19 protein-coding genes are annotated in these 23,225 nt (G+C 65.9%); 8 read left to right on the plus strand and 11 right to left on the minus strand.

Annotated elements, in window-relative coordinates; all coding sequences use genetic code 11:
* The first annotated feature begins 15 nt into the window (after nucleotides 1-15).
* Together dmpG and AABN02_RS03135 are read left to right on the plus strand one after the other, a co-directional pair.
* Entirely contained in the window at nucleotides 16-1,071 is a 1,056-nt protein-coding gene (gene dmpG / locus AABN02_RS03130) for a 4-hydroxy-2-oxovalerate aldolase (RefSeq protein WP_338413464.1), read from the plus strand.
* Between the two features lie 17 nt (nucleotides 1,072-1,088).
* Nucleotides 1,089-1,280: a 2-hydroxymuconate tautomerase gene (locus tag AABN02_RS03135; protein ID WP_179633419.1), complete on the plus strand. Its 192-nt coding sequence runs from the start codon at nucleotides 1,089-1,091 to the stop codon at nucleotides 1,278-1,280.
* Here AABN02_RS03135 and AABN02_RS03140 read toward each other — a convergent pair.
* Genes AABN02_RS03140 through AABN02_RS03155 form a run of 4 tightly spaced genes read right to left on the minus strand, consistent with a single transcriptional unit; the run spans nucleotide 1,255 to nucleotide 8,161 of the window.
* Complete coding sequence (locus AABN02_RS03140; RefSeq protein ID WP_338413465.1) at nucleotides 1,255-2,451, minus strand: MFS transporter; 1,197 nt, start codon at nucleotides 2,449-2,451, stop codon at nucleotides 1,255-1,257. The genes AABN02_RS03135 and AABN02_RS03140 overlap by 26 nt on opposite strands.
* The gene (locus tag AABN02_RS03145) at nucleotides 2,448-3,806 is read right to left on the minus strand and encodes a fused MFS/spermidine synthase (RefSeq protein ID WP_338413466.1); all 1,359 of its coding nucleotides are present in this window, start codon (nucleotides 3,804-3,806) and stop codon (nucleotides 2,448-2,450) included. Before AABN02_RS03145 ends, AABN02_RS03140 begins: the two co-directional genes overlap by 4 nt.
* Nucleotides 3,803-4,309 (minus strand): GDP-mannose mannosyl hydrolase, encoded by a 507-nt coding sequence (locus AABN02_RS03150; RefSeq protein ID WP_338413467.1) that lies wholly within the window; start codon nucleotides 4,307-4,309, stop codon nucleotides 3,803-3,805. Before AABN02_RS03150 ends, AABN02_RS03145 begins: the two co-directional genes overlap by 4 nt.
* A gap of 45 nt (nucleotides 4,310-4,354) precedes the next feature.
* Entirely contained in the window at nucleotides 4,355-8,161 is a 3,807-nt protein-coding gene (locus AABN02_RS03155; protein WP_338413468.1) for a hypothetical protein, read from the minus strand.
* 128 nt (nucleotides 8,162-8,289) lie between these two features.
* Here AABN02_RS03155 and AABN02_RS03160 point away from each other — a divergent pair, with 128 nt between their 5' ends.
* Entirely contained in the window at nucleotides 8,290-9,810 is a 1,521-nt protein-coding gene (locus AABN02_RS03160; protein ID WP_338413469.1) for an ATP-binding protein, read from the plus strand.
* 102 nt (nucleotides 9,811-9,912) lie between these two features.
* Here the strand turns inward: AABN02_RS03160 and AABN02_RS03165 are convergent, their stop codons facing one another.
* The 3 genes from AABN02_RS03165 to AABN02_RS03175 form a co-directional block, all read right to left on the minus strand.
* Nucleotides 9,913-12,111 carry a malate synthase G gene (locus tag AABN02_RS03165; RefSeq protein ID WP_338413470.1) on the minus strand — a complete coding sequence of 733 codons (2,199 nt, stop codon included), beginning with the start codon at nucleotides 12,109-12,111 and terminating at the stop codon, nucleotides 9,913-9,915.
* Between the two features lie 35 nt (nucleotides 12,112-12,146).
* Nucleotides 12,147-12,839, minus strand: coding sequence for a haloacid dehalogenase type II (locus tag AABN02_RS03170; protein ID WP_338413471.1), 693 nt, complete (start codon nucleotides 12,837-12,839; stop codon nucleotides 12,147-12,149).
* 137 nt (nucleotides 12,840-12,976) lie between these two features.
* Nucleotides 12,977-13,648 (minus strand): PEP-CTERM sorting domain-containing protein, encoded by a 672-nt coding sequence (locus AABN02_RS03175; RefSeq protein ID WP_338413472.1) that lies wholly within the window; start codon nucleotides 13,646-13,648, stop codon nucleotides 12,977-12,979.
* 221 nt (nucleotides 13,649-13,869) lie between these two features.
* On the opposite strand from AABN02_RS03175, the gene AABN02_RS03180 reads away from it, so the two are divergent.
* Together AABN02_RS03180 and AABN02_RS03185 are read left to right on the plus strand one after the other, a co-directional pair.
* Complete coding sequence (locus AABN02_RS03180) at nucleotides 13,870-14,787, plus strand: LysR family transcriptional regulator (RefSeq protein ID WP_338413473.1); 918 nt, start codon at nucleotides 13,870-13,872, stop codon at nucleotides 14,785-14,787.
* A gap of 86 nt (nucleotides 14,788-14,873) precedes the next feature.
* Nucleotides 14,874-15,770: a neutral zinc metallopeptidase gene (locus AABN02_RS03185; RefSeq protein ID WP_338413474.1), complete on the plus strand. Its 897-nt coding sequence runs from the start codon at nucleotides 14,874-14,876 to the stop codon at nucleotides 15,768-15,770.
* A 22-nt stretch (nucleotides 15,771-15,792) separates the two neighbouring features.
* On the opposite strand, the gene AABN02_RS03190 is transcribed toward AABN02_RS03185, so the two are convergent.
* From AABN02_RS03190 to AABN02_RS03205, 4 genes are read right to left on the minus strand one after another with little or no spacing between them, the layout of a single operon-like run.
* Nucleotides 15,793-16,794: an AEC family transporter gene (locus AABN02_RS03190; protein WP_338413475.1), complete on the minus strand. Its 1,002-nt coding sequence runs from the start codon at nucleotides 16,792-16,794 to the stop codon at nucleotides 15,793-15,795.
* Nucleotides 16,752-17,744, minus strand: coding sequence for a response regulator (locus tag AABN02_RS03195; RefSeq protein ID WP_338413476.1), 993 nt, complete (start codon nucleotides 17,742-17,744; stop codon nucleotides 16,752-16,754). Before AABN02_RS03195 ends, AABN02_RS03190 begins: the two co-directional genes overlap by 43 nt.
* Nucleotides 17,716-20,040, minus strand: a complete 2,325-nt coding sequence (locus AABN02_RS03200) for a PAS domain S-box protein (protein ID WP_338413477.1) — start codon at nucleotides 20,038-20,040, stop codon at nucleotides 17,716-17,718. The genes AABN02_RS03195 and AABN02_RS03200 overlap by 29 nt, the downstream gene beginning before the upstream one ends.
* Nucleotides 20,041-20,044: 4 nt before the next feature.
* Entirely contained in the window at nucleotides 20,045-21,268 is a 1,224-nt protein-coding gene (locus tag AABN02_RS03205) for a TAXI family TRAP transporter solute-binding subunit (protein WP_338413478.1), read from the minus strand.
* A 193-nt stretch (nucleotides 21,269-21,461) separates the two neighbouring features.
* Here AABN02_RS03205 and AABN02_RS03210 point away from each other — a divergent pair, with 193 nt between their 5' ends.
* The 3 genes from AABN02_RS03210 to AABN02_RS03220 all read left to right on the plus strand — a co-directional run bounded on the left by AABN02_RS03210 (nucleotide 21,462) and on the right by AABN02_RS03220 (nucleotide 23,168).
* Nucleotides 21,462-21,935 carry a hypothetical protein gene (locus AABN02_RS03210; RefSeq protein ID WP_338413479.1) on the plus strand — a complete coding sequence of 158 codons (474 nt, stop codon included), beginning with the start codon at nucleotides 21,462-21,464 and terminating at the stop codon, nucleotides 21,933-21,935.
* Nucleotides 21,907-22,491: a metalloprotease family protein gene (locus AABN02_RS03215; RefSeq protein ID WP_338413480.1), complete on the plus strand. Its 585-nt coding sequence runs from the start codon at nucleotides 21,907-21,909 to the stop codon at nucleotides 22,489-22,491. The genes AABN02_RS03210 and AABN02_RS03215 overlap by 29 nt, the downstream gene beginning before the upstream one ends.
* Nucleotides 22,492-22,664: 173 nt before the next feature.
* Nucleotides 22,665-23,168, plus strand: a complete 504-nt coding sequence (locus AABN02_RS03220; protein ID WP_338413481.1) for a hypothetical protein — start codon at nucleotides 22,665-22,667, stop codon at nucleotides 23,166-23,168.
* Nucleotides 23,169-23,225: the final 57 nt, after the last annotated feature.

Below are 23,225 nucleotides of genomic sequence, written 5' to 3' on the forward strand. Positions count from 1 at the left end.
GGGAGACACACCACCATGACGACCACCACCACTGCACCGCTGTCCGGTCTGCACGGCCGCAAGATCACCGTCCACGACATGACGCTGCGCGACGGGATGCACCCCAAGCGCCACCTGATGACGCTCGACCAGATGCGCTCGATCGCCTGCGGGCTGGACGCGGCCGGCGTGCCGCTGATCGAGGTCACCCACGGCGACGGCCTGGGCGGCTCCAGCGTCAACTACGGCTTCCCGGCGCACACCGACGAGGAATACCTCGGCGCGGTGATTCCGCTGATGAAGCAGGCCAAGGTTTCCGCCCTGCTGCTGCCGGGCATCGGCACCGTCGAGCACCTGCAGATGGCGCACGACCTCGGCGTGCACACCATCCGCGTGGCCACCCACTGCACCGAAGCCGATGTCAGCGAACAGCACATCACCTACGCCCGCAAGCTCGGCATGGACACGGTCGGCTTCCTGATGATGGCCCACATGGCCAGCCCGGAGAAGCTGGTCACGCAGGCGAAGCTGATGGAGAGCTACGGCGCCAACTGCCTCTACATCACCGACTCGGCCGGCTACATGCTGCCCGAGGACGTGAAGGCGCGCCTCGGCGCGGTGCGCGCGGCGCTGAGGCCCGAGACCGAACTCGGCTTCCACGGCCACCACAACCTGGCGATGGGTGTGGCGAACTCGATCGCCGCGGTCGAGGCCGGCGCGAACCGCATCGACGCAGCCGCTGCAGGCCTCGGCGCCGGCGCGGGCAACACGCCGATGGAGGTGTTCATCGCGGTCTGCGAGCGCATGGGCATCGAGACCGGCGTGGACGTGTTCAAGATCCAGGACGTGGCCGAAGACCTCGTCGTGCCGATCATGGACCACATCATCCGCATCGACCGCGACTCGCTGACGCTGGGCTACGCGGGGGTCTATTCGAGCTTCCTGCTCTTCGCCAAGCGCGCCGAGAAGAAGTACGGCATCCCCGCCCGCGACATCCTGGTCGAACTCGGCCGCCGCAAGATGGTCGGTGGCCAGGAAGACATGATCGAGGACACCGCCATCACCATGGCCCGCCAGCGCGCCGCCGCCTGATCTTCAAGGAGAACCCCATGCCATTCGCCCAGATCTACATGCTCGAAGGCCGCACCGAAGACCAGAAGCGCGCCGTGATCGAGAAGGTCACGCAGGCGCTGCACGAAGCCGTCGGCGCCCCGAAGGAAGCCATCCGCGTCTGGATCCACGACATGCCCAAGGAGAACTGGGGCATCGCGGGGGTCAGCGCGAAGGATCTGGGGCGCTGACCGCAGCGGCCCCTGGCGCCGGCCGCCGGTGCATCCACACCACCAGCACCACCCCCGCCGCCAGCAGCCCCGCGATCCCGCCAAAGGCCACCGCATCCGACCACGTCGCGGCGACGAAGCCGAGGCACAGCGGCGTCGGCAGCCGCAGCGCACCGGCCACCAGCGAGGCCACGCCCAGCGCATCGGCCGAGCGCTGCGGCGCCTGCTTGGCCACCAGCGCGAAGCAGCACGGCACGACACACGCCGTCCCCACCCCCACCAGCGCGAAGCCGAGCACGCTGCTGGTGAACCCGTCCGCCAGCGCCACCGCCGCAAAGCCGAGCGCGGCCAGCACCAGCGACACGGTGATGACGCGGTGGTCGTCGAAGCGATGCCGCAGCGTGTCGCCCAGGCTGCGCACGATGGCCTGACAGCCAGCGAACAGCGCCGCACCTGCACCGGCCAGCGCCGGGTTCGGCCCGCCCTGCTGCGCCAGGAACTGCGCCGACCACATCTGCGCGGTGATCTCGGCGGCGATGCAGATCCCCAGCACCACACCGAGCAGTACCACGGGCAGCCCGAGATGGGCGCGTGAAGGTGCGACCGCGGCATCCGTCGATGACGGCGCCCCAAGCGCCGCCGTCACCCTCGGCGGGATCCGTGTCAACGCCCACACCACGGGCGCGATCGACAGCACAGCCAGCCCCGCGCACGCCAGCGCCCCGAACTGGCTCGCCACCACGCTGCCGCTGATCGCGCCGACCGCGAACGCCGCGGACGCCGCTGCGTGCATCCGGATCAGCACCGGCCGGCCCGCCTCGCGCTCCAGCGCCGTGCCATCGGTGTTCATCGCCAGATCGACGGTGCCGGCGGTCAGGCCGAGCGCGACCAGGCTCGCCGTCAGCGCCAGCGGCGAGCCGGCGGCAAACAGCGCCACGAAGGTCAGCGCGTGCAGCACCAGCACCCAGCGCATCAACCGCCGCACCTCGATGCGGCGCAGCAGCCGCCCGCCCACGGTCATCGCGCCGACGTAGGCCGCGCTGTGCAGCGTCAGCGCCAGCCCGAGGCCGGCGGTGTCGAGACCGGTCTGGCGCATCAGCGTCGGAATCGCGCCGGCGAACAGCCCGAGACCGAACGCGAAGGCGAAGAACACGCTGGTGAGCACGGCGCGGGGCCGCTGCGAAGGGGTCATCGGGAACGCGCCAGATCGAGGTCCGCCGCGTTGCGCTCGTCCACGTACACGCTGGTCGGCTGCACCTCGCTGCGCGCGTGGCACACGACGACCACGTTGCTCAGCGGCTGTCGGCGGTGCAGCACCTCCACCGCGCAGCGGCCGTACACGCTCTCGATCGTCGCCAGCAGGTTGCGGGCGTAGGGCGTGGCGAGCTGGCCGTCGAGGATCAGGTTGGCGATCAGCACGCCGTCGGCGGTCAGCACCCGGCGCGTGCTCTGCCAGAACTCGCGCGTGACGAGGTGGCCGGGGATCGAGGTGTGCGAACTGTAGACATCGACCACCGCGGCGTCGAAGCGCCGGTCGGTGCGCGCCACGAAACGCCGCGCGTCGTCCACGATGAACTCGCCGCGCGCCGCTTCGCCGAGGAAGTGCTGCTCCGCGATGGCGCGGATCGCGGGGTCGATGTCCACGTAGGTGTAGCGGTTCTCAGTCTCGCGGTGCGACAGCGTGAAGCCGCCCGCGCCCAGCACCAGGATCGGCCGGTCGCGGAAGCCGAAGTCCTCCAGCAGCACGCGGCGGATGTGGCTGACGTAGCGGGCGTAGTGCGGCGGCGTGCTCTCGTCGATCAGCGAGGCGATGGAGTTGTTGCTCTTGAACGCGCGCGGGTGGACCGCGCCGTCGAGCTGCACCGGCACGACGCTGTAGCTCGCGTAGGCCGTGTCGATCCCCGGCCGCAGCCACAGATGGCCCACGCCGATCAGCGCCAGCAGCGCCGCCGCCGTCAGCGCCGTGCGGCCGCTGCGGGCGCTCACCAGCCCGTAGCCGACCACCAGCAGCGCCGCGCACACCGACACCGCCGCCGACACGCCCAGCCACTGCATCACCCCCAGCGACAGCGTCACCGAGCCGAGGAAGGAGCCGAGCGTCGAGTAATACAGCGCGTAGCCGCTCGACTCGCCGGCCCGGGCGTGTTGCATCAGGTTGGTGAGGATGGGCACGGTCTGGCCCAGCAGCCACGCCAGCGGACACAGCACGGCCGCCATGAAGACGAGGTAGGCCAGCCACGGCGACGGCATCCCCGCGAACAGCCCGTCCACGCTCACCCCCGCCAGCCCCACCCCGCAGATCACCGCCGACCACAGGAAGTTGCGCGACACGGCGGCGAGGTAGTCCCGCTCGACCTTGGCCCCCGTGTGGTACCCGAGAGCCAGCGCGAGCAGGAACAGCCCGATCGTCGGGGCGGTGACGATGATGGAGCTGCCCAGGTGCGGCACGAGCTGCCGCAGCGCGAGCACCTCGGCGCCGAGCGAGCAGAAGCCCTCGATGAAGACGATGGCGTAGAGCTGCGGCCGGGACAGCGCGGGCGCCGTCATGGGGTGCGGGTGCAGTCGATCGAGTCGTCGAAGTAGGCGCGGGTGTTGACGTGCACCGCGTCGTTGGCGAGCAGCGCGTCCACCGGCCACCACTGCAGCGCGCTGTGCTGGCTGTCGAGCGAGCGGACAGAGTCCCCGCCGACGGTCACCTCGTAGGCGAGCACGACGTAGTGCGTCGTCACGTCCTCGGTGCCGGAGAAGTTGTCGGGGTAGAGGTGCTCGAACACGCCCAGCGGCCGGGCGGCGGCGACCTCGTCCGGGTGGAAGCCGAGTTCGGCGGCAGCGATGCGGCGCAGCGCCTCGGCCACACGCTCGTCCTTGAGGATGCGTCCGCCGGGGACGAACCAGGTGCCCTGCGCCGGGCGGTTCTGGCGCAGGCCCAGCAGTACCTCGCCGCGGGCGTTGCGGCAGACGAGGTCGATCGAGACCAGCGGGGTGTGGCGGACGACGGTCAGGAGGGTGTCGTGGGGGAGGTAGTGGCGGTGGGGGGGTGTTTCGGGCATGGCGGGGAGTATGCCGAGATCAGGACGACACCGAGGTGGAGGGGTTCACTCGAATCGCTCGTCTTGGGCGCGGTCTCGCTCTGTCTCCCACTTCCGTTCCTGCGCGATCTCTTGCACAAGCCGGGTCTTGGTTTCAGTCACGAATGGCAAGAGGCTGGATAGAACATGCGGCTCCAGGCTGTCCAGCAAGCGGGCGTTTTCTTCAATCAGGGCTGCACGCGAGCCGCTCCAACTTGTTGGGCGGAATCGCTTGATGAACACCTCCAGCACGCGCTGAAGAACTGGCGCGTTTCGAAGGAGGGCGATGGCGTGTTCGGTCCAGCCCTTGGGACCATCCGAGACTGGTCGGTTCGCAAATGTGACGACCGAGGCTCCACGTGCATAGCGCCATTCCGGATCCTTGTCGCACCAAGCCAGAAGTTCCGCAGGATCGACGACATCGACCAGGAAGCCATCCGACGGCGTTGAGTAACCATGGCCATAGCCCAGAGCGTCAGCCCACCAACCTGATGTATCTCCTTGCAGAAAAACATCCAGAACACCTCGCGGATGCAGCTTCAGCAGGGAGCGGGCAACACCCGAATAACTGGACAACTTCGCTTGCCCTGCATCCACGGCTGTTCTCAACCGTACGACAGCGGCTACGGCAGCCTGCTCACCTTCAGCCCCAGCCAGGCAGGTGTTCACGATGCGCGCGAGCCTTCGATCCTCATTCCCGTTGGACTTTTCGAAAGTGGATCGGTGAACAAGATGGATGCCTGCGTCGAGCAGATCAGCATCGGGCAGGCGTTGCGCAACGAGGTCGGAGCGCAGTCGCTCGTCCAAGACTTGCAGCGCCACATCAAGCCCGTCTGGCTTGTCCGCCAACAGCAGAAGCAGGTCTTTCATCTGGTTGCCCGTGAGGTGGTCGGTCACCTTCCACAACGCTAGATTACGGAACTGCAAAGCAGAAACCGTCCCTGCACGGAGCACGCGCATCAGCCTGTCGAAGCCGCGCCCCTCCAGAGTTCCTGCGACATGCAATGTCGGTAGCTCGTCCTGAAGTACCGGGCATTCGGCGGCAGCGTCCAGCAACTCTTCCGCCTTCTCTCGGTCAAGTTCCCACAGGCGATGCAGAAACCCACGCAAGAGTCGTGAACTGCGTTGCAGTGGATCGATCCGGCCGAATTCCGCCACCATCCGGTCCCACACGACGCGGTGATCAGACGCGGCCTGTGCAAGGCCTTGTCCGAAGTACGAAACCCGGGTGCCTTCGTGCAGCAAATCCGGCAACACCGCTGAAAAAACGGACTCGTCATGCAGAACCTGCGCGGCCAGTGTCCGAGCAAGCTGGTTCAGCCGATCAGACTCACCATCCGAGTCCTCGTCATCGACCAGATCTTCAAGATAGAAGCGGCCGGCCCGGTCACCGCTGGCCACGACGCGAACCTCGTCGGACAGGGAGGACGGTCTGAGGTGTGCAGCCAAGCGTTCAAGGCAGCCTGATACCTCTGGAGAAAGGGCCCCTTTGTCGAACTTCAACGTATCACGCACGGCAAGCCAGCCGGCACACCAGAATTCGCTCGTGGCCAGTTGGCGCATGAACTGGTCCAACTCCTCCGTCAGCCCGGGGATCCAGCAGAGATTTCGGAATCTGCCCACGACCAGATCGCGCAGTTCCTCGACCAGCACACCCTCCTTCAACGCCAATCGCTCGATGAACCCAAGGGCGGTGACGTACCAGCGCGCGATTGCGGAATCGTCTCGTGGCTGGAAGCCATAGTCTCGTGGCCGCGCGCCAAACTGGAATTGCTGGAACGCGTGGCAGTACGTTTCAAGCACCTTGTCCAGCGCGGAGATCCCGAGAGACTGGCGCGATTTTTCAGACGCCTTCAACAGGGACTCGATGACGCGCAGGCGTTGTTCAAGAGGAGCGTGGGTCCCTGACAGGCTCGGCGCGAACAAGGAAACGAAGGCACCCCGTGGATCATTGGAATGGTTGTGCTCTTTGATCGATACAGCGGCCTGTACAAGCAACCGAGCACACCGTTCGAAAAACTCCGACTCATAGGCGAGCGAGCGCAGCAAGCCCCGATGCTTCCGCCATGTCTTTGCAGCATCGTCAGGTGACCGTTCACGTTCAACACGCTCCAACGCGGCCAGCGTGGCCTCCATGGAAACCGGGGCGATGTTCGTGAACATCGCCCGCTTGACCCCGAACTCATCCAGATCCGCAATCTTTCCGAGCAAGCCGTCCGGCGCCAGCCACCTTTTCGCAAGCTCCACCGCCTTGGGATGGCGATGCAGGAACGACAGCCGTCGGGAAAACGATCGCGCCAGCCGCTCGGTTCCGTCCGTGACCAGCAGACGCTCGATCGTGGAGAGGGGGATGTCTTCCAGCGCACGCCCAGCCAGATGATTCGCGAGTGCATGTGGCAGGACGGCGCGCCATACACCGCGCTTCTGAACCAAGTCACGACGCTTCAACTCGCCAACGTGGCGGTAGATGGCCGGGACACTCAGTTCCGCCAATTCAGCCAGGCGGGCCAGCTCGCTTCCCGGCTCGGTACTTTCGCCATCGAACGAGTAGACCAGCGCGCAAACCTGCGCAGCACGACGCAGCCCTTCATCTGGTGCAGAGCGCTGCCAGAACAGTCGATCGAACAACTCCCCGCCCGACAAGCCGGCGACCGTTCCGGTCCGTTCCACGGTATCGGCGAGCGCAACGGCGATACGCGCATTGCCTCCAGATGCATCGGCAATCGTTCGAGAGTCCACCGACGACAGGTGGGGAAACCGCCGACTCAGCAGCTTTTCGATCAGGTCAGGAGATGCTGTCGTGAGTGTCACGACTTGCGTGTTCTCAGGCAGTTCGTCCTCCCGCACGTCGTACTCGACGGTGAGGACGCTCACAGTGCCGCCGGATTTTGTGCATTGCTCCGAAAGCCGGCGGTGCAAGTCGGGAGGACAGTTATCCACAACCAGCACGACGGGCATCTGATGCGCAAGCAGATCGGAGGCCATGCCAACCGGCTGGGGATCCGGGTCGTCCGCCAGATTGGTATAGACCGCCAGCGATCTCGGCAAAGCTCGACTGCCCACCCGGTCATCGAACAGGGCCTGCACGAATCGTGTCTTGCCCACTCCAGACAGACCGACCAGTCGCACGACCTTGCCGGGCTGACGCAGTTCGTCTCTCAGTTCATCGATCGCATCGGCGACCGGCCGCGCTGGCTCCTCCATCCGATGCCCCAGATGCAGCCGGAGCGCACCGTCGAGCAGATACTCTGCGTCGACACCTTCAACCCCACCGTACCACGCACCAAAGGGCTGCCAGCCCGGCAGCGACCGGCCGACCTTCTGCCGGACCCAGGCAATGATTCCCGGATGTTGGCGGACTGCGGTGGCCAATCGGGTCTGGTCGTAAAAGTCGAGGTGGAGTCGATCGGCGCCATCTACATCAGACAAGGCAGAGCGCATGGCTTTGCATCGACGATCGAGCGAACTTGCGGAGACCGATGCCGCCGAACTGACGATCACGTAAGCCCCTGCCTCGTCCACCAAAGCTTGGATCACCGCACGGATCGATCCGGTAGGACGCATCTCCAGAGCAATCTTGGCAGCCCCCATGTCCGGTTTCTTGACCTGAAAACCGGTCGAGAACCGTGGCACGAAGCCGTCGATGGATGTCCCTTCGGGCAGGGCCACACGAACATCGATCCCGCCATCCTTGGCTGTCTGGCTGCCGCCCCAGGTCACAGCAAGTGGAGACAGCCGCCGGCTCACCAGTTCGGCTTCGCAGAGCCGGCCAACCAGTTCGCGCAGTGCCTCGTCATCAAGTCCGAGGATGTCTTCAGGTGTGACGTCAAACACAGCGCAGCAGGGTCGTGGGAGGTGCGCCGCATCCTAGCGGGCCGGTGGCCACCTGGAATCAGAATTTTTGAAATCGAGCGGGCTGCAGCAAATCCATGTCCGCAGGCGACGGCCGGCAGAATACCGCCATGAAAGATCTCCCTCCCCCGCAGGCCGCCGATCGTCTGGCGGCACTGCTGAAGTCAGCCGAATCCCGAACACTCGACTTCAAGCGCCTGGGGGCGGGCAAGATCGCCAAGATGCTGGAAACGATCTGCGCGTTTGCCAATACGGAAGGTGGCGTGCTGGTCATCGGCATTGGCGATGCCAAGGAACTCCGGGCCGGCGAGAAGCCGCAGCAGCGCCTCTGGGGCATCCAGGAAAATCCGGAAGCACTGGATGAACTGCAACGCAAATGCCGCACCCAGTTCAACCCATCAATGGACGGCATCGGCGTCTACCGCCTGCCCTGCACACTGCGGGACGGCAAGGCAGGGGATGTGGTGCTGGTGCGTGTGGAGAAAAGCGACCGCGTGCATTCCGTGGTGGACGGCGGCACATGGACACGCGGAGATGCCAGCAACCGTCAACTGGGCGCCACCGAAATCACCGAACTGTCCTACCAACGTGGCGAACGCAGCGCCGAGAGCGAACCCGTTGCCATCCCGCTGCGCTTGCTGGACACACCGGTCTGGCACACCTTCGTGCGCAGCCGCGGCTTGAGAACCGGAGACATGGCCGAGCAGATGCAGCGAATCGGTCTGGCGGACACCGTGAAGACCGGCTCAGCAGAGGAACAAGTCCAACCGCGCCGCGCCGCAGTGTTGCTGTTCGCCGAGGAGCCGGGAAGCCTGCTGGCCGCGTCCGGCACCCGTGCGGACATTCGGCTGCTGGTCTACGCTGGCAAAGAAGTTGGCAGCAGTTCGACACCCAACCTGCGCAAGCCACCCAAGACCCTGCGCGGCCCCCTGATCGAACAGATCGATGCTGCCGTGCGTGCGGTCCTGGATGAGTTGGCACAAGGGCTGACACTGGTCGGCAGTGGCTTCAAGACGCGTCATCGCTACCCGGAACGGGTAGTGAAAGAGGCCATCGTCAATGCCGTGATCCACCGGGATTACCACCTCAATCGGGACATCTTCATCCGCATCTTCGATGACCGGATCGACGTGGAAAGCCCGGGCATGCTCCCCGGCCGCATCACCCCGGACAACATTGCCAGGGCCGGCAGCCAGGCCCGCAATCCCCTCATCGCCCAGAACCTGCGCGAATTCCCGGTGGCGCCCAACATCGACGCCGGCGAGGGCGTGAAGATGATGTTCTCGGAGATGGCGGCGGCCAAGCTCTATCCGCCGCAGTACCGGCAGTCCACCGAGGCCGCCGTCGAAAGCGTGACGGTGACGTTGTTGAACCTCGAACGCCCCAGCGTGTGGGACGAGGTGAGCGACTGGATCGATCGGGAGGGGTCGCTCGGCAACGCCAAGCTGCGTGCCATCAGCGGCTGGGACACGCTGGCCGCATCCCGACAGTTGCGCCAATGGGTCAGCCAAGGTCTGCTGGAGCCGCTGCCTGCGGCGTCTCGCCAGCAGGCCCGGTACACCAAGCCCTCGAAAGAGACGCAGGACCAAGGTTCATTATCTTGGTCGTTTGATAATGAAACGCCGAATTGAATAAAACCGAATAAAATCAACGGCTTGCAGCGTAGTTCATTATCTCGCGAGGCAAATGGAGGCGGCGCCCGCCAGCGCCGTCTCCTCTGAAGCGCGGACCGATCAGGCCGCCTTCACCTTCAACCGCCACGCGTGCAGCAACGGCTCCGTGTACCCACTCGGCTGCGTCTGCCCCTTGAACACCAGATCCAGCGCCGCCTGATACGCCGCGCCGTCCGGGTTAGCCGCCAGCGACTTGTAGAGCGGATCACCCGCGTTCTGCCCGTCCACCACCACCGCCATGCGCGCAAACGCCTCGCGCACCTGCTGCTCGGTGACCACGCCGTGCAGCAGCCAGTTGCACAGGTGCTGGCTCGAAATCCGCAGCGTCGCGCGGTCTTCCATCAGGCCGATGTTGTGGATGTCCGGCACCTTCGAGCAGCCCACGCCCTGGTCCACCCAGCGCACGACGTAGCCCAGGATGCCCTGCACGTTGTTGTCGATTTCCTGCTGGCGCTCGGCGTCGGACCACTTGGCTTCGGCCACGACCGGCACGGTCAGCAGGTCGGTCATCAGCTTGTCGGTCAGCGCGGGGTTCGACGCGTCACCGCTGGCCTCGATCTGCTGCTGGACCGCGGCCACGCTGATCTGGTGGTAGTGCAGCGCGTGCAGCGTCGCGGCGGTCGGGCTCGGCACCCATGCCGTGTTGGCGCCGGCCTTCGGGTGGCCGACCTTCTGCTCCATCATCGCGGCCATCAGGTCGGGCATGGCCCACATGCCCTTGCCGATTTGCGCACGACCGCGCAGGCCGCAGGACAGGCCGATCAGCACGTTGCGGCGCTCGTAGGCCGCGATCCAGGCGCTGGACTTGATGTCGCCCTTGCGCATCATCGGGCCGGCGTGCAGGGCGGTGTGCATCTCGTCGCCGGTGCGGTCGAGGAAGCCGGTGTTGATGAAGGCCACGCGCGACGAGGCCGCCGCGATGCACGCCTTCAGGTTCACCGACGTGCGGCGCTCCTCGTCCATGATGCCGAGCTTGACGGTGCTGTCGGGCAGGCCGAGCAGTTGCTCGACGCGGCCAAACAGCTCGCCCGCGAAAGCCACTTCAGCCGGGCCGTGCATCTTCGGCTTGACGATGTAGACGCTGCCAGTGCGGCTGTTCTTCAGGCCGTTGGCACCGTGGCGCTGCAGGTCGTGCAGGGCGATGGTCGTGGTGACCACGGCGTCCATGATCCCTTCGGGGATTTCACGGCCTTCCGCGCCCCACAGGATGGCCGGGTTGGTCATCAGGTGGCCGACATTGCGCACGAACATCAGCGAGCGGCCGTGCAGCACGACCTCGCCGCCGTTCGGGCCGGTGTAGACACGGTCGGCGTTCAGGCGGCGGGTGAAGGTCTTGCTGCCCTTGCTGACTTCTTCGGTCAGCGTGCCGAGCTGGATGCCGAGCCAGTTGCGGTAGGCCAGCACCTTGTCTTCGGCGTCCACCGCAGCGACCGAATCTTCCAGGTCGAGGATGGTGGACAGCGCGGACTCGACCACCACGTCGGACACGCCCGCGGCGTCGGTCTTGCCGGTGGCGGTCGTGCGGTTGATCAGGATGTCGATGTGCATCCCGTTGTTCACCAGCAGCACCGAGGTCGGCGCCACGGCGTCACCCTGGTAGCCGACGAACTGGGCCGGGTTGTCGAGGCTGGCGGTGGCGCCACCCTTCAGCGCGACCACCAGCTTGCCGCCTTCGACGCGGTAGCCAGTGGCGTCCTTGTGGGTGGCGCCGGCCAGCGGGGTGGCCTGGTCGAGGAAGTTGCGGGCGAACTCGATCACGCGGGCGCCGCGCACCGGGTTGTAGCCGCCGGCCTTCTCGGCGCCGTTGGCCTCGGAGATCGCGTCGGTGCCGTACAGCGCGTCGTACAGCGAGCCCCAGCGGGCGTTGGCGGCGTTCAGCGCGTAGCGGGCGTTCAGGATCGGCACCACCAGCTGCGGGCCGGCCTGCAGCGCCAGTTCGGCGTCCACGTTGGCGGTCGTGGTCTGCACGGTCTCGGGCACCGGGACGAGGTAGCCGATCTGCGTCAGGAAAGCGCGGTAGGCGGCCATGTCGGCGATCGGGCCGGGGTGGGCCTTGTGCCAGGCGTCCATCTCCAGCTGGATGCGGTCACGCTCGGCCAGCAGCGCGGCGTTCTTCGGCGCGAGGTCGCTGACGAGGGCGTCGAAGCCGGCCCAGAACGTCGCCGAGGCAACGCCGGTGTTCGGCAGCACTTCATCCTCGATGAAGCGGAACAGCTCGGTGGCCACTTGCAGGCCGTGGATCGTGGTGCGTGCGGTCATGGTGGGAACCTCGGGGTCGGATCGATGGAATGGAATCAGGAAGGAAAGAAATTCAGGACATCGCCCAGGCTGGCGCCCACGCGGGTCGGCTCGGTGCCGAGCGTTTCGAGCGGTGCGCCGGCCCGGTTGACCCACAGCGTCGTGAAGCCGAACCAGGTGGCGCCGAGCGCGTCCCAGCCGTTGCTGGAGACGAACAGGATCTGTTTCGCGGGCAGGCCCAGCGTCTTCGGGCCGAGGGCGTAGGCGCGCGGATCGGTCTTGAAGGCCCGCGCCGGCTCGACGCTGATGACGTGGTCGAGCAGCGGACCGAGCCCGGCGCTGCGCACCGCGATGCCGAGCATGTCGGGGTCGCCGTTGCTGAGGATGCCGGTCGGGATGCCCCGCGATTTCAGGCCGTCCAGCACCTCGCGCACCTCGGGGAAGGCGCTCAGGTGGCGGTACTGGTTCATCAGGTGGTCTTCGGACTCGGGCGTCAGCGCCAGTTGCAACCGTGCGCAGGCGTAGCGCAGCGCGGCGCGGGTCAGCTCCCAGAACGGGCGGTAGCGGCTGCCGTCGGGCGCACTCATGGTGATGAGGCGGGTGTAGTCGATCTGCTTCTCGCGCCACAGCAGCGACAGCGCCTCGCCCCGGCCAGGGAACAACTGCTCGGCCGTCAGTGCGACGCTGTAGACGTCGAACAGCGTGCCGTAGGCGTCGAAGAGAACGGCATGGGGAGAGGGCTTGTCCATCCCGTGAATCTATTCCAGACTTCGCATGCCATTGTGTGGATGCAAATCGAATGATTCAGAACTTTCATGAATGCAATCAGCCCGGTGCAGCGGAGAGCCTCCACCACACCGGGCCGACAAGGAACGGTCAGACTGGCTTAGACAGCCTTGCGCTGGCGGCGCGCCACACCACCCAGCACGCCCAGACCCGCCAGCATCATCGCCAGCGACTCAGGTTCCGGCACCGGCGAGACGGCCGGCGCACCGGTCAGGCTGACCTTGTCCAGGAAGACCGTTCCATCCGTTTGCGAGCCCACGCCCACGAACGACAGCAGTTGACTGCCGCCGGCGGCCGTGAACGTGAAGCTGTTGAGCGACCAGCCTTGGCCCGAGTTGACGCCGAAGGTGCCGATGGTCGAGCCACCGAAGTTCACCTGGTAGGTCTGACCACCGTCGCCAATGCGGCCAGCGTCGTACCAGCTCAGGGTGTACAGGCCACCGGCGCCGTTCACCGTCTGCTCAAGCGAACTTTGTCCAAGCGCAGGGTGGGTCTGTACACCCGCGATCTGGTTGCCGAAACTGGCATTGAACCCGGGCAGACTGCCAGGGTTGCTCCAGGGAGCCGAGTCCTGCGCGATCACTGCCGGCGTGCTGCCGGTCCAGCCCTGGATCGGGCCACAGTTGTCGCCAAAGCCTTGGTAGCAATACCCGCCCGCGTTCAGGTTGACGGCGCTCTCGAAGCTGCCGTTCGTCAGCAGTTCGGCACTGTGCGCCGCGTGGCTGAACAGGCTGAAAACGGCCAGTGCGGCAAGGGTGGTGAACTTTTTCATGGTGTTTCCTCTGGGTTTGTGACGGCCCTTGATGAATAAGGTCCGTCGGTTAATTTGAAAAAATCATACCCAATTGAAAAACCATATGTCACCCCATGCATAGGGGGCCTCCCGTGAATAGTTCAGATTAACCGCCAAATGCAATATCCAACCTGGGCGTAATTAGTTGGCGATTCAGACTCAAGCCCTCGCGTATAAATATTATTCACTCCCCTGAATCAATGGATAAGCTCAAACAAATCGAGTCATTTGTCGCGATTGTTCAGCGCGGCAGTCTGACGGCCGCCGCCGCGAATGAGGGGGTGGCCCCGGCGATGATGGGGCGGCGCATGGACGCGCTGGAAAAGCGCCTGGGCGTCAAGCTGCTCGTGCGCACCACGCGCAAGCTCACGCTGACCCACGAGGGCAGCGCCTTCCTCGAAGACTGCACCCGCGTGCTCGCCGACCTCGCCAGCGCCGAAGCCAGCGTCAGCGCGGGCGGCGTGAAGGCGAGCGGCCATGTGCGCATCACCGCGCCGGGTGGGTTTGGCCGCCGGCATGTGGCGCCGCTGCTGCCGCGGTTCCTGGCGCTGCACCCGGAGGTGTCGCTGTCGCTGAACCTGTCGGACCGCATCATCGACATGGTCAACGAGGGCTACGACTGCGCGGTGCGCGTCGGCGACATGCCCGACTCCAGCCTGATTTCGGTGCGGCTGGCCGACAACCGCCGCCGCTGCGTGGCCGCTCCGGCCTACCTGGCGCGGGCCGGCACGCCGCAGCAGCCGCTCGACCTGATGCGCCACGAGTGCCTGACGCTCAGCTCCGAGGCCAGCCAGTCGCGCGGCTGGGCCTTCCGGATCGACGGCGCGGTGCAGTACCTGCGGCCACCCGGTCGGCTCGATTGCTCGGATGGGCAAGTGCTGCACGCCTGGTGCCTGCAGGGACTCGGGGTCGCCTGGCGCAGCACCTGGGAAGTGGACGCCGACCTGCGCGACGGCCGCCTCGTCAGCGTGCTGGACGACCACGCCGCGCCACCGAACGGGATCTACGCCGTGCTGCCGCATGTGCGGCACCTGCCGCTGCGGGTGCGGCTGTGGGTGGATTTCCTCAAGCACAGCTACAGCATGCCGGGCTACTGGAGCGGGGGACCGGGAACCTGAACCCCGGCGGTTCCCGAGGGTTGTCGCGGCTGGCATGATCACGGCATCGGCGGTAACAATTCACACCGCACTGAGGAGCACACACCATGAAGTGGGACGGACAGCGAGAGAGCAACCAGGTGGAAGACCGCCGTGGCCAGGATGGCGCCAGCGGCGGGGGCGGGGGCCGCATGGGCGGACGCCGCGGGGTCGGGCTGGGCACGATCGCGATCGCGCTGGTGGCGAGCTGGGTGTTCGGGGTCAACCCGATGACAGTGATCGGCGTGCTCGGCGGCACGGGCGGCGGTGAACCGGCGGTTGTACAGCAGGCGCCCGCTGGCCAGACTCGCGCAGCCCCGCAGGACCAGAACGCCCGCTTCATCTCGACCGTGCTCGCTTCGACCGAGGATGTGTGGGACGGCGTGTTCCGCCAGGCCCAGGCGCAGTACCAGAAGCCCGGTCTGGTGCTCTACAGCAACGCCACCCGCACCGCCTGCGGCACCGGCCAGGCGGCGATGGGCCCGTTCTACTGCCCGGGCGACTCCAAGGTCTACCTGGACCTCGACTTCTTCGAGACCATGCGCCGCCAGCTCGGCGCACCCGGTGACTTCGCGCAGGCGTATGTCGTCGCGCACGAGGTCGGCCACCACGTCCAGCACCTGATGGGGATCACCGACAAGATCGACGGCATGCGCGGCCGGGTCAGCGAAGCGCAGGGCAACGCGCTGTCGGTGCGGCTGGAGCTGCAGGCCGACTGCTTCGCCGGTGTCTGGGCGCATCACGCGCAGCAGGCGAAGAACTGGCTCGAACAGGGTGATCTGGAAGAAGCGATGAACGCCGCCGCGAAGATCGGTGACGACACGCTGCAGCGCAACGCTGGCGGGCGTGTGCGGCCGGAAAGCTTCACCCACGGCACCAGCCAGCAGCGCATGACCTGGTTCAAGCGCGGCCTGCAGACCGGGCAGATCGCGCAGTGCGACAGCTTCCAGGCGCGCACGCTCTGATGGATGCAGTGGACGTGGTGGTTCAGCCCGGCGCGGCCCCGAACCGCCACGCCACCACCGCGAAGCTGCCAAAGGCCAGCACGGTCGAGGCCAGGATGATGCGGGCGATGCGGCCGTTGTCGGCGCCGTAACGCTCGGCCAGCAGCGAGACGTTGCTGGCGCTCGGCAGCGCGGCGGCCAGCACCAGCACCATCAGCTGGAAGTCGCTCAGCGCCAGCCCCGCAGCCTGCGCGGCCAGGCCCGCCGCCCACACCAGCAGCGGGTGCACCACCAGCTTGATCAGCGCCACCGGCAGGTAACGCGCGGCGGGCATCGGCGCGCCGGGGCGGCCCTGCGCGTCCAGCCCCGAGCGCCACAACACTGCGCCGATCGTGAACAGCGCAACCGGGCTGGCGGCATCCGACAGCATCGCCACCACCTTGGCGATGGGACCGGGCAGTGCCAGCCCGGTCACCGACGCCAGCGCCCCCAGCCCGATCGACCACGGCAGCGGGTTGCCCAGCGCCGCGCGCAGCGATCGCACGATCGCGGCCCGCGCCGCGGCGGCGTCTCCCGCGTGGCTGGCGGCCGGGTTGTCGTGGTGCAGTTGCGCGATGGCAATGCACAGCGAGCTGGTGACGAACAGGTCGGCCAGCACAGTCGTGATCGTCGGCCCAGCCGCGGCCGGCCCGACCAGCGCCACCAGCAGCGGCACGCCCATGAAACCGGTGTTCGGAAAGGCTGCGACCAGCGCACCAAACGCCGCGTCGCGCAGATTGCCCGCCGCCCGGCGCGTCGTCACCACCGTGAGCGCCACCACCGCCAGCGCGCACAGCAGGTACACGCCCAGCACCACCGGATCGAACAGCTCGCGCACCGGCAGGTTCGCGCCGAAGCGAAACAACATGCACGGCAGTGCGAAGTACAGGACAAAGGCGTTCATCCCAGGCACTGCCGCCAGCGGCAGCAAGCCGCGCCGCGCCGCGAGATAACCGACGAGGATCAGGGCGAAGAAGGGGGCGGTGACGGCAACGATGGGCTGCATGAGGGGAAGTATCCCAGCCACTTGCGCACCTGCCGCACCGCGTCGGCCTGCATCAGCATCAGCGCCCGGTCGAGGTGGCCCTGCACCACGCCGCGGTAGCGGCGCTCGCGGTCGGTTTCGTCGAACCAGCCGTGGGCGCGGGCGATCTGGGTGTCGCTGCGGCCATCGACCGCGGCCATCAGCACATCGCGCGCCAGCGGATCGAGCAGGCCGAGGCGGTAGAGCAGCTCCTGCTCGGCCAGCGCCGTCAGCGAGTCGGCGCCGTGGTGGTCCAGCAGCGGGCGCAGCAGCTCGACGAGCAGCTGTGGCGAGCGGCTGTCGCCGAGCAGCTTCTTCATCGCGCTGGCCCGCTGCAGCTCGACCACGCCCTCCTCCTTGTTCAGCTCGCGGGCGATGCCATAGTTGGTCTGGCCGCGCAGCACGCGGCTGATCACCTCGCGCTCGGCCGGTGTCAGCACGTCCAGCACGATCTGCAGCAACCGACGCTCCTGCTCGGCCACTTGGCGCAGCGCCGGCTCGCGGGCCATGAAGCTGCGGATCGTGGCCTTCAGCTCGTCCAGCGGCGCCTGCTTGGAGAAGTAATCGACCTCGGCCCGACGCGTGACCTGCTGCACCGCCAACCGCACATCACCCCCGTACGGCCCAGTCAGGAAGATCACCGGCATCGAGCAGCGTTGTGCCAGCAGCCGGTTGAAGATCTGCAGACCACTCATGGCACCGGGCGGCGCGAGATCGAAATCAATGTCCAGCGTCACCACGCCGCGCTTCGGCCACAGCGGTGTCGCCAGGAATGCCTCGCCGCTGGCATAGCCCTGCGCCTCGAAGCCGTCGGAGCGCAAGTTGTAGAGCAGACCATTGCGGTAGTCGTCATAGTCATCGATGACATGCACCAGCGGCGCCTCGGCGGCCGGGTGATGGGGCTCAGGCAACAGGCTGAGTAGGTTCGTCATGGACAAGGGCTTCTTCGGTGGGGGTCAAGTGCAGGGTGATCACGAAGTCGGCGCCACGGGGGTGGTTGTCGGTGACCTCCAAGCGGCCTCCGAGTCGGTGAACCCAGCGACGGCACAGGTACAGCCCCCAGCCACTGCCACCCTGTCGTTTGGAGTAATGGCGCTCGAACACGGCTTCGCGCTGCGCGGGCTCGATCCCTGGGCCTCGGTCGCGCACATGGATCTGCACCTGCCCGGCGGCCTCATCCAGGTAGTTCTCGACGCTGATCAGCCGGTTGGTGATGGGGGTGGTGTCCATCACCGAGATGGCGTTGTGCAGCAGGTTGCTCAGCACCTCGCGCAGGTACGTCCGGTTCATCGTGATCGGCGGCAGCTCCTTCGAGATGCCGTTGTACATAACCACGTTGTGCGTCGCTGCATAAACACTGACCTGCACCATCGCGTCGGTCACGGTTGCGTGCAGCAAAGAGGGTTCCTGCGCTATTTCGCCGCGCAGCACGGGGCCGCCGAAATGCTCGACGGTTTTGCTCAATTGATTCACGGCCGCCACGGCGATCTGCACACCCGTGTCCAGACCGCCGTGGCGGCCTTCCTGCAAATTCTTGGCAACACCACCCAATGCCAACTGAGCCGCCCCGATTTGGTTGGACAGCTTGTGCAGCAATTCGCCCGAGTGTTCGCCGATCAACTCAACCGCGGATTGATGGCGCAAGTCTTCGTTCAGCGATTCGATGCGGCGCTGGGCCTCGACCTCGTGGGTGACATCGGTGCTGGCGAGGATCCAGCCCTCGCCGCTGCCGAGGGCGCGGGCGCTGACCTGCGCGGTCCAGCGGGTGCCGTCCGGGCGGACGAAGGGCACGCGGTAGCTCTCGGGTCGTGCATTCCCGGCCAGGATTTCGTGCAGGTGTTCGGCGAGCTGCGGCGCCTGGTCTTCGGGCCAGAACGGGTACTGCGGCTGCCCAGCCGCCCCCGAGGCCATCAGTGCCTGCACGGTCCAGCCGGAGGTTGCACAGAAGGCCCGATTCACATGGGTCAACCGCCCCTCACGGTCAATTACCCGCAGGCCGACACTGATCGATTCCTCGATGTCCAGGCGGAATTCGACCGCAGCCTGTCGCGCCTGCGCCTCGTTCTCCAGCTTCAGCGCCGCCACCTTTTGGTTGGCGATTTCATTGTGCAGTTGCTCGTTCAGGGATTCGATGCGGCGCTGGTCCTCGACCTCGCGGGTGACATCGGTGCTGGTGAAAATCCAGCCCTCCCCGTTACGGAGCCGGTGGGCGTTCACCTGCGCGGTCCAGCGGGTGCCATCCGGGCGCACGTAGATGGCACGGTAGCTGCCCAGTCCCGACTCTCCGCCGAGAATCTGGCGCAGGTGCCCATCGAGCAGCGCCACTTGATCGTCCGGCCAGAACAGGTACGGCGCCCGCATACCGATCAGCGTGTCAAGCGACAGGCCCGAGGATTCGCAGAAGGCGCGGTTGACGTGGATGAGCCGGCCCTCCCGGTCGATGACGCGCAGGCCGACGTTGATCGACTCCTCCATGTCCCGGCGGAACTCGGCGTCGGCCCGCCGCGCTTGCACTTCTTTCTCCAGCTTCAGCACCGCCTCCTGCAGGGTGTGCTGGTAGTCGCGCTGCGAGCGACCGAGCCAGCGCAGGCTGATACCGACCAGCGCGACCAGCCCGAGCGCCAGCGCCGACAGCAGCCACTGCTCCTGGCGCACGGCGGCGGGCACTACGTCCTTCACACCCATCACGCCCGGCGCACCCGACTCAACCGGCAGGTACCGCTCCACCAGCACCAGCGTGCGGTCCACCGGGTACATCCGGTCAGTGAAGCGCCCGGAGGGCGAACGCAACTCGTCGCCCGTCTTGGCGGAACGGACCTTCGCGAGGTAGTCCGGGGTCGGGAAATCCTCGGTCATGCCTTGCAGGAGGGTCTCCGTGCCGTCCTCGGTCCTCAGCAGATGCACCTGGACCAAACCGGGCAGGCTGTGGCTGCATTTCTTCATCGCCTCGATCAGCGGCAGGCGGGGAATATCGTTCTTGCGCTGGGTGGAATCCAGCTTGGTCCAATCGGCGATGAACTCGCGGGCGCAGGTGTCCACCGCGACCGGGTGCTGGGGACGGCCGGTCGCAGGGAAGGTCTGCGCCGGATCGAGCCACGCGGGCAGCATCTGCCAGACCAGTGCCAGCAGCAGCAGCACCGCCCCGACCGACCCGGCCACCGCCAGGCGCTGCAGCCAGCGGATGCGGTGACGCGGTGCGGCCGGCAGAGTGTTGTCCATGGTGGTCATGCCGTCAGACTCCCGTACGCGAGCAGGTGACTGGCCGCCAGCCGCGCACTGGGCGCAGCGGATCGACCTCCCGCCACTTGGCCTGGTAAGGCGGCCGGCTCAGCACCGGCAGTTCACGCTTGACCATGTCCCCCAAACCCTTCAGTTGCTGGCAGCGACGCTTCTGGTAGTCGTTGCGCTGCGATGAAAAATCGACCGCCATCAGCAGCGCCCGCACCGACAGCGTCGTCACCGGCGCCTGAACCCAGGGGTAGTCGCTGGCGTCGATGCGCGCCACCTCGTAGCCCTCCGCCTGGGCGGGAAGGTCCAGCGGCATCAGGTGAACACCGTCCAGCGGCCGGGCCGGGTGGGTGAGCAAGGCATCGAGGCTGAGCAGGTTCGACGACGGCTTGCCCTGCACGATCACCACCGCATCGGCGCGGCCCGTGAGCACGCTGCACAGCGCCTCTGCCATCGTCTGCTGGTTGTCGAAACGGGCTGGCGGCGAGACCTGGGCGGCCCGCAGCAGGTTCTCGGCGGTGTAGCCGCTGCCTTGCGAGCTGGCCGCAGTGAGCACGCGCCGCCCAGCCAGGTCGGCCAGCGTGTTCAGCCCGCTGCGCGCCAGCACATGGACCTCCTCGGCGTACAGCGGCAACACCAGCCGCAGCAGCGTGGCGTTGCGCTGGTCCTCGCGGTCGGGGGAGTTGCGCAGCCAGTCGAGCAAGTCGGATTGCACGAAGCCGATGGCCGCGTTTTCTTTCGGATCGACGAGCTTGCGGAAGTTGTCCAGGCTGCCCAGGGTCTCGCGGTTGAACAGCGCCAACTCGTTCCGGCGGGCCACTGCGACGAGGTCGTCGGCTACCGCGTGGTACATCCCGGTGGAGCTGCCGCTGACCAGCCCGATCGGGTCGGCCGGGGCGGGCCCAGCGGTGGTGTCGATCGCGGCCAGACGTGCCGTCACGGTCAGCTCGGCCATGCGCTGCGACAGCGTCTTGACGCAGGCGGCATGGTCAAGGCGAACCTCTTGCACGGCTGGCTCTTTCAGCCCACCGGCCTTCGCCATCGGCCACAGCGCCACGCCACACACCAGCGCCCCGCCCAGCACCAGTGCGCCCCGTATCCGGCGATCGGTGCCCACCCCCGCCGTCAACCACGGCAGCACTGCGCCGATCAGCAGCCCCCCCAGTCCCACGATCAGCATCGGCACCTTCACGCCCATCCCGATCCAGTCGGTCCATGTCTCCAGCACGCAGCTACCCATCCTCTCAGCATTTGTGAAATTTTCGACATTCTAGGGAGAAGTTCTCCCCGCTGGCCGGTTTACCGACGAAATGGAGCCATGGGTTTCCCTATCCGGCGACACCGGATAACAACGGCGGGACTGTTTCGTGACAAGGAATTGCCACGCGGACCTCGATCGGAACGCGTAGGGGGCGCCCCATATGGAACGCAGCCATCGTCACCGGCATTCTGAGGCCAACGACGCAACTCGCATTCCATCAGGCGCCCTTATGCATCAAGCTGAAACCCAGGAAGTTACCCATGTGCCCCTTTGGGTAAAGGGACTCATTGCAGCCGGACTGGTCCTGTGCGCTGTGCAGATGCCGCGCTTCAGCAGTTCACTGGCTGACGCCGTGCAGAAGAATCGGGCAGAGATTGCCTACAGCGAGTCGCAATACACCCGCGCCATTGATCTCTACAAGGATCTGCACCTTCGCTACTCGGATGACAAAAAGACCACCCGGTTCTTGGGTTTATCCTACTACCGGTCCGGATTGTATGCCGAAGCCATCGACACGTTCAACAAGCTCGCCGACATAAAAATGCCAAAAGGAGAGGTTGACGAAATAAATGCAGCCATATTGGATATTCAATCAAAACTCGGTCTTGAATCCAGCGTCCAGACAACAAAATAACCAGAAAGCCAGGTCAATCGTGTTCTTCATACCAGGAAGCATCATAGCGGCGTTCACTTTTCCCGGCGTCGTGATTCATGAACTCGCTCACTACCTGTTCTGTCGATATTTTAAAGTCCCAGTCTATCAGGTTTGCTATTTCCGCTTTGGCAATCCTGCCGGTTACGTCATCCACCAAGAACCAGGCAATTGGCTGCATAACGTGATCATCGCGGCTGGCCCATTTTTCCTGAATTCAGCTCTCGGGGCAATTATTGCATTCCCGTCGGCACTGCGTGTATTCGAGTTTGATGGTGAGGCGCCTATAGTTGATTTGATCCTAATCTGGCTTGGAGTTTCAATTGCGATGCATGCCATTCCAAGTACAGTAGATGCAAAATCAATGTGGGAGTCAGTATCTGGAAGGGGTGCATCATGGCTGGCGAAGATAGTCGTCGCCCCTGTCGTCGGCCTGATCTACATGCTTGCTTATGGGTCGATATTCTGGCTTGATCTGGTGTATGGCATTGGTATCAGTCTCGCTTTGCCAAAAATGCTTGTCGCAGTATTCACATAACAGAAGCACCGGTCTTTATTGGGCGGACATAGATCCTCGCTCCTTGCCTTCGGACAGGATGACGGTTTACCCGCTGCCACCCTGCAGGGGTCGCCCCATATGGAGCATGAACACCCCCGCAGGCATTCTGGATTCCACGACGCACCCCCGCGTCCAACAACCCGGAGCCGACGATGCTGACCGCCACAGTCCAGCCCGCGGAACAACAGATGTTCACGCACCAGCGTTCATGGACCACCAGCCAGTGTTTCTGGAGCCTGCGCATGACGGCGATCTTCACGCCGCCCATGCTGCTGGCCTACGCCGTCTGTGGCCTCGCACTGCCGTTGCAAGTGCTGGCCGGGCTGCTCCTGGCGCTGCTGGTCTTTGGCGGTATCTGCACACGGGAGGTCACGGGCGCCTGGCGGATCCAGGTGACGCCGGAAGAGGTCACATGGGAAACCCCCTGCAACCTCCATGGCAACCGCAGCTTCACGGTCCGGCCGTCCGAGATCCAGACGCTCGTGTCCGAATCCATGGGAGACGACAAACCCCGCGACAGCGCCGCCCGGCAATACGCCCTCGTGATGGTCAATGGCGACCAGTACCGCCTGCACCGGTCCCTGTCCGGCATCGACCTCGACGGGTTCTGCCAGGCGCTCCAGCAGCTGGGCGTCCGGTACCACCAACACCCCTAAACCGCGGATGGCAATTGCTATTGGGTTCTGGTCAATGACATCGAGTGTGAAGTGGGC

The sequence above is a fragment of the uncultured Sphaerotilus sp. genome (assembly GCF_963924895.1).
GTDB lineage: Bacteria > Pseudomonadota > Gammaproteobacteria > Burkholderiales > Burkholderiaceae_C > Sphaerotilus.

Coding starts and splice junctions, on each gene's coding strand:
- AABN02_RS03190 (WP_338413475.1), bottom strand. CDS start 16,794: ATGCAGCCCATCGTTGCCGTCACCGCCCCCTTCTTCGCCCTGATCCTC.
- AABN02_RS03195 (WP_338413476.1), bottom strand. CDS start 17,744: ATGACGAACCTACTCAGCCTGTTGCCTGAGCCCCATCACCCGGCCGCC.
- AABN02_RS03145 (WP_338413466.1), bottom strand. CDS start 3,806: ATGACGGCGCCCGCGCTGTCCCGGCCGCAGCTCTACGCCATCGTCTTC.
- AABN02_RS03150 (WP_338413467.1), bottom strand. CDS start 4,309: ATGCCCGAAACACCCCCCCACCGCCACTACCTCCCCCACGACACCCTC.
- AABN02_RS03170 (WP_338413471.1), bottom strand. CDS start 12,839: ATGGACAAGCCCTCTCCCCATGCCGTTCTCTTCGACGCCTACGGCACG.
- AABN02_RS03185 (WP_338413474.1), top strand. CDS start 14,874: ATGAAGTGGGACGGACAGCGAGAGAGCAACCAGGTGGAAGACCGCCGT.
- dmpG (WP_338413464.1), top strand. CDS start 16: ATGACGACCACCACCACTGCACCGCTGTCCGGTCTGCACGGCCGCAAG.
- AABN02_RS03160 (WP_338413469.1), top strand. CDS start 8,290: ATGAAAGATCTCCCTCCCCCGCAGGCCGCCGATCGTCTGGCGGCACTG.
- AABN02_RS03200 (WP_338413477.1), bottom strand. CDS start 20,040: ATGACCACCATGGACAACACTCTGCCGGCCGCACCGCGTCACCGCATC.
- AABN02_RS03180 (WP_338413473.1), top strand. CDS start 13,870: ATGGATAAGCTCAAACAAATCGAGTCATTTGTCGCGATTGTTCAGCGC.
- AABN02_RS03165 (WP_338413470.1), bottom strand. CDS start 12,111: ATGACCGCACGCACCACGATCCACGGCCTGCAAGTGGCCACCGAGCTG.
- AABN02_RS03140 (WP_338413465.1), bottom strand. CDS start 2,451: ATGACCCCTTCGCAGCGGCCCCGCGCCGTGCTCACCAGCGTGTTCTTC.
- AABN02_RS03220 (WP_338413481.1), top strand. CDS start 22,665: ATGCTGACCGCCACAGTCCAGCCCGCGGAACAACAGATGTTCACGCAC.
- AABN02_RS03210 (WP_338413479.1), top strand. CDS start 21,462: ATGGAACGCAGCCATCGTCACCGGCATTCTGAGGCCAACGACGCAACT.
- AABN02_RS03175 (WP_338413472.1), bottom strand. CDS start 13,648: ATGAAAAAGTTCACCACCCTTGCCGCACTGGCCGTTTTCAGCCTGTTC.
- AABN02_RS03135 (WP_179633419.1), top strand. CDS start 1,089: ATGCCATTCGCCCAGATCTACATGCTCGAAGGCCGCACCGAAGACCAG.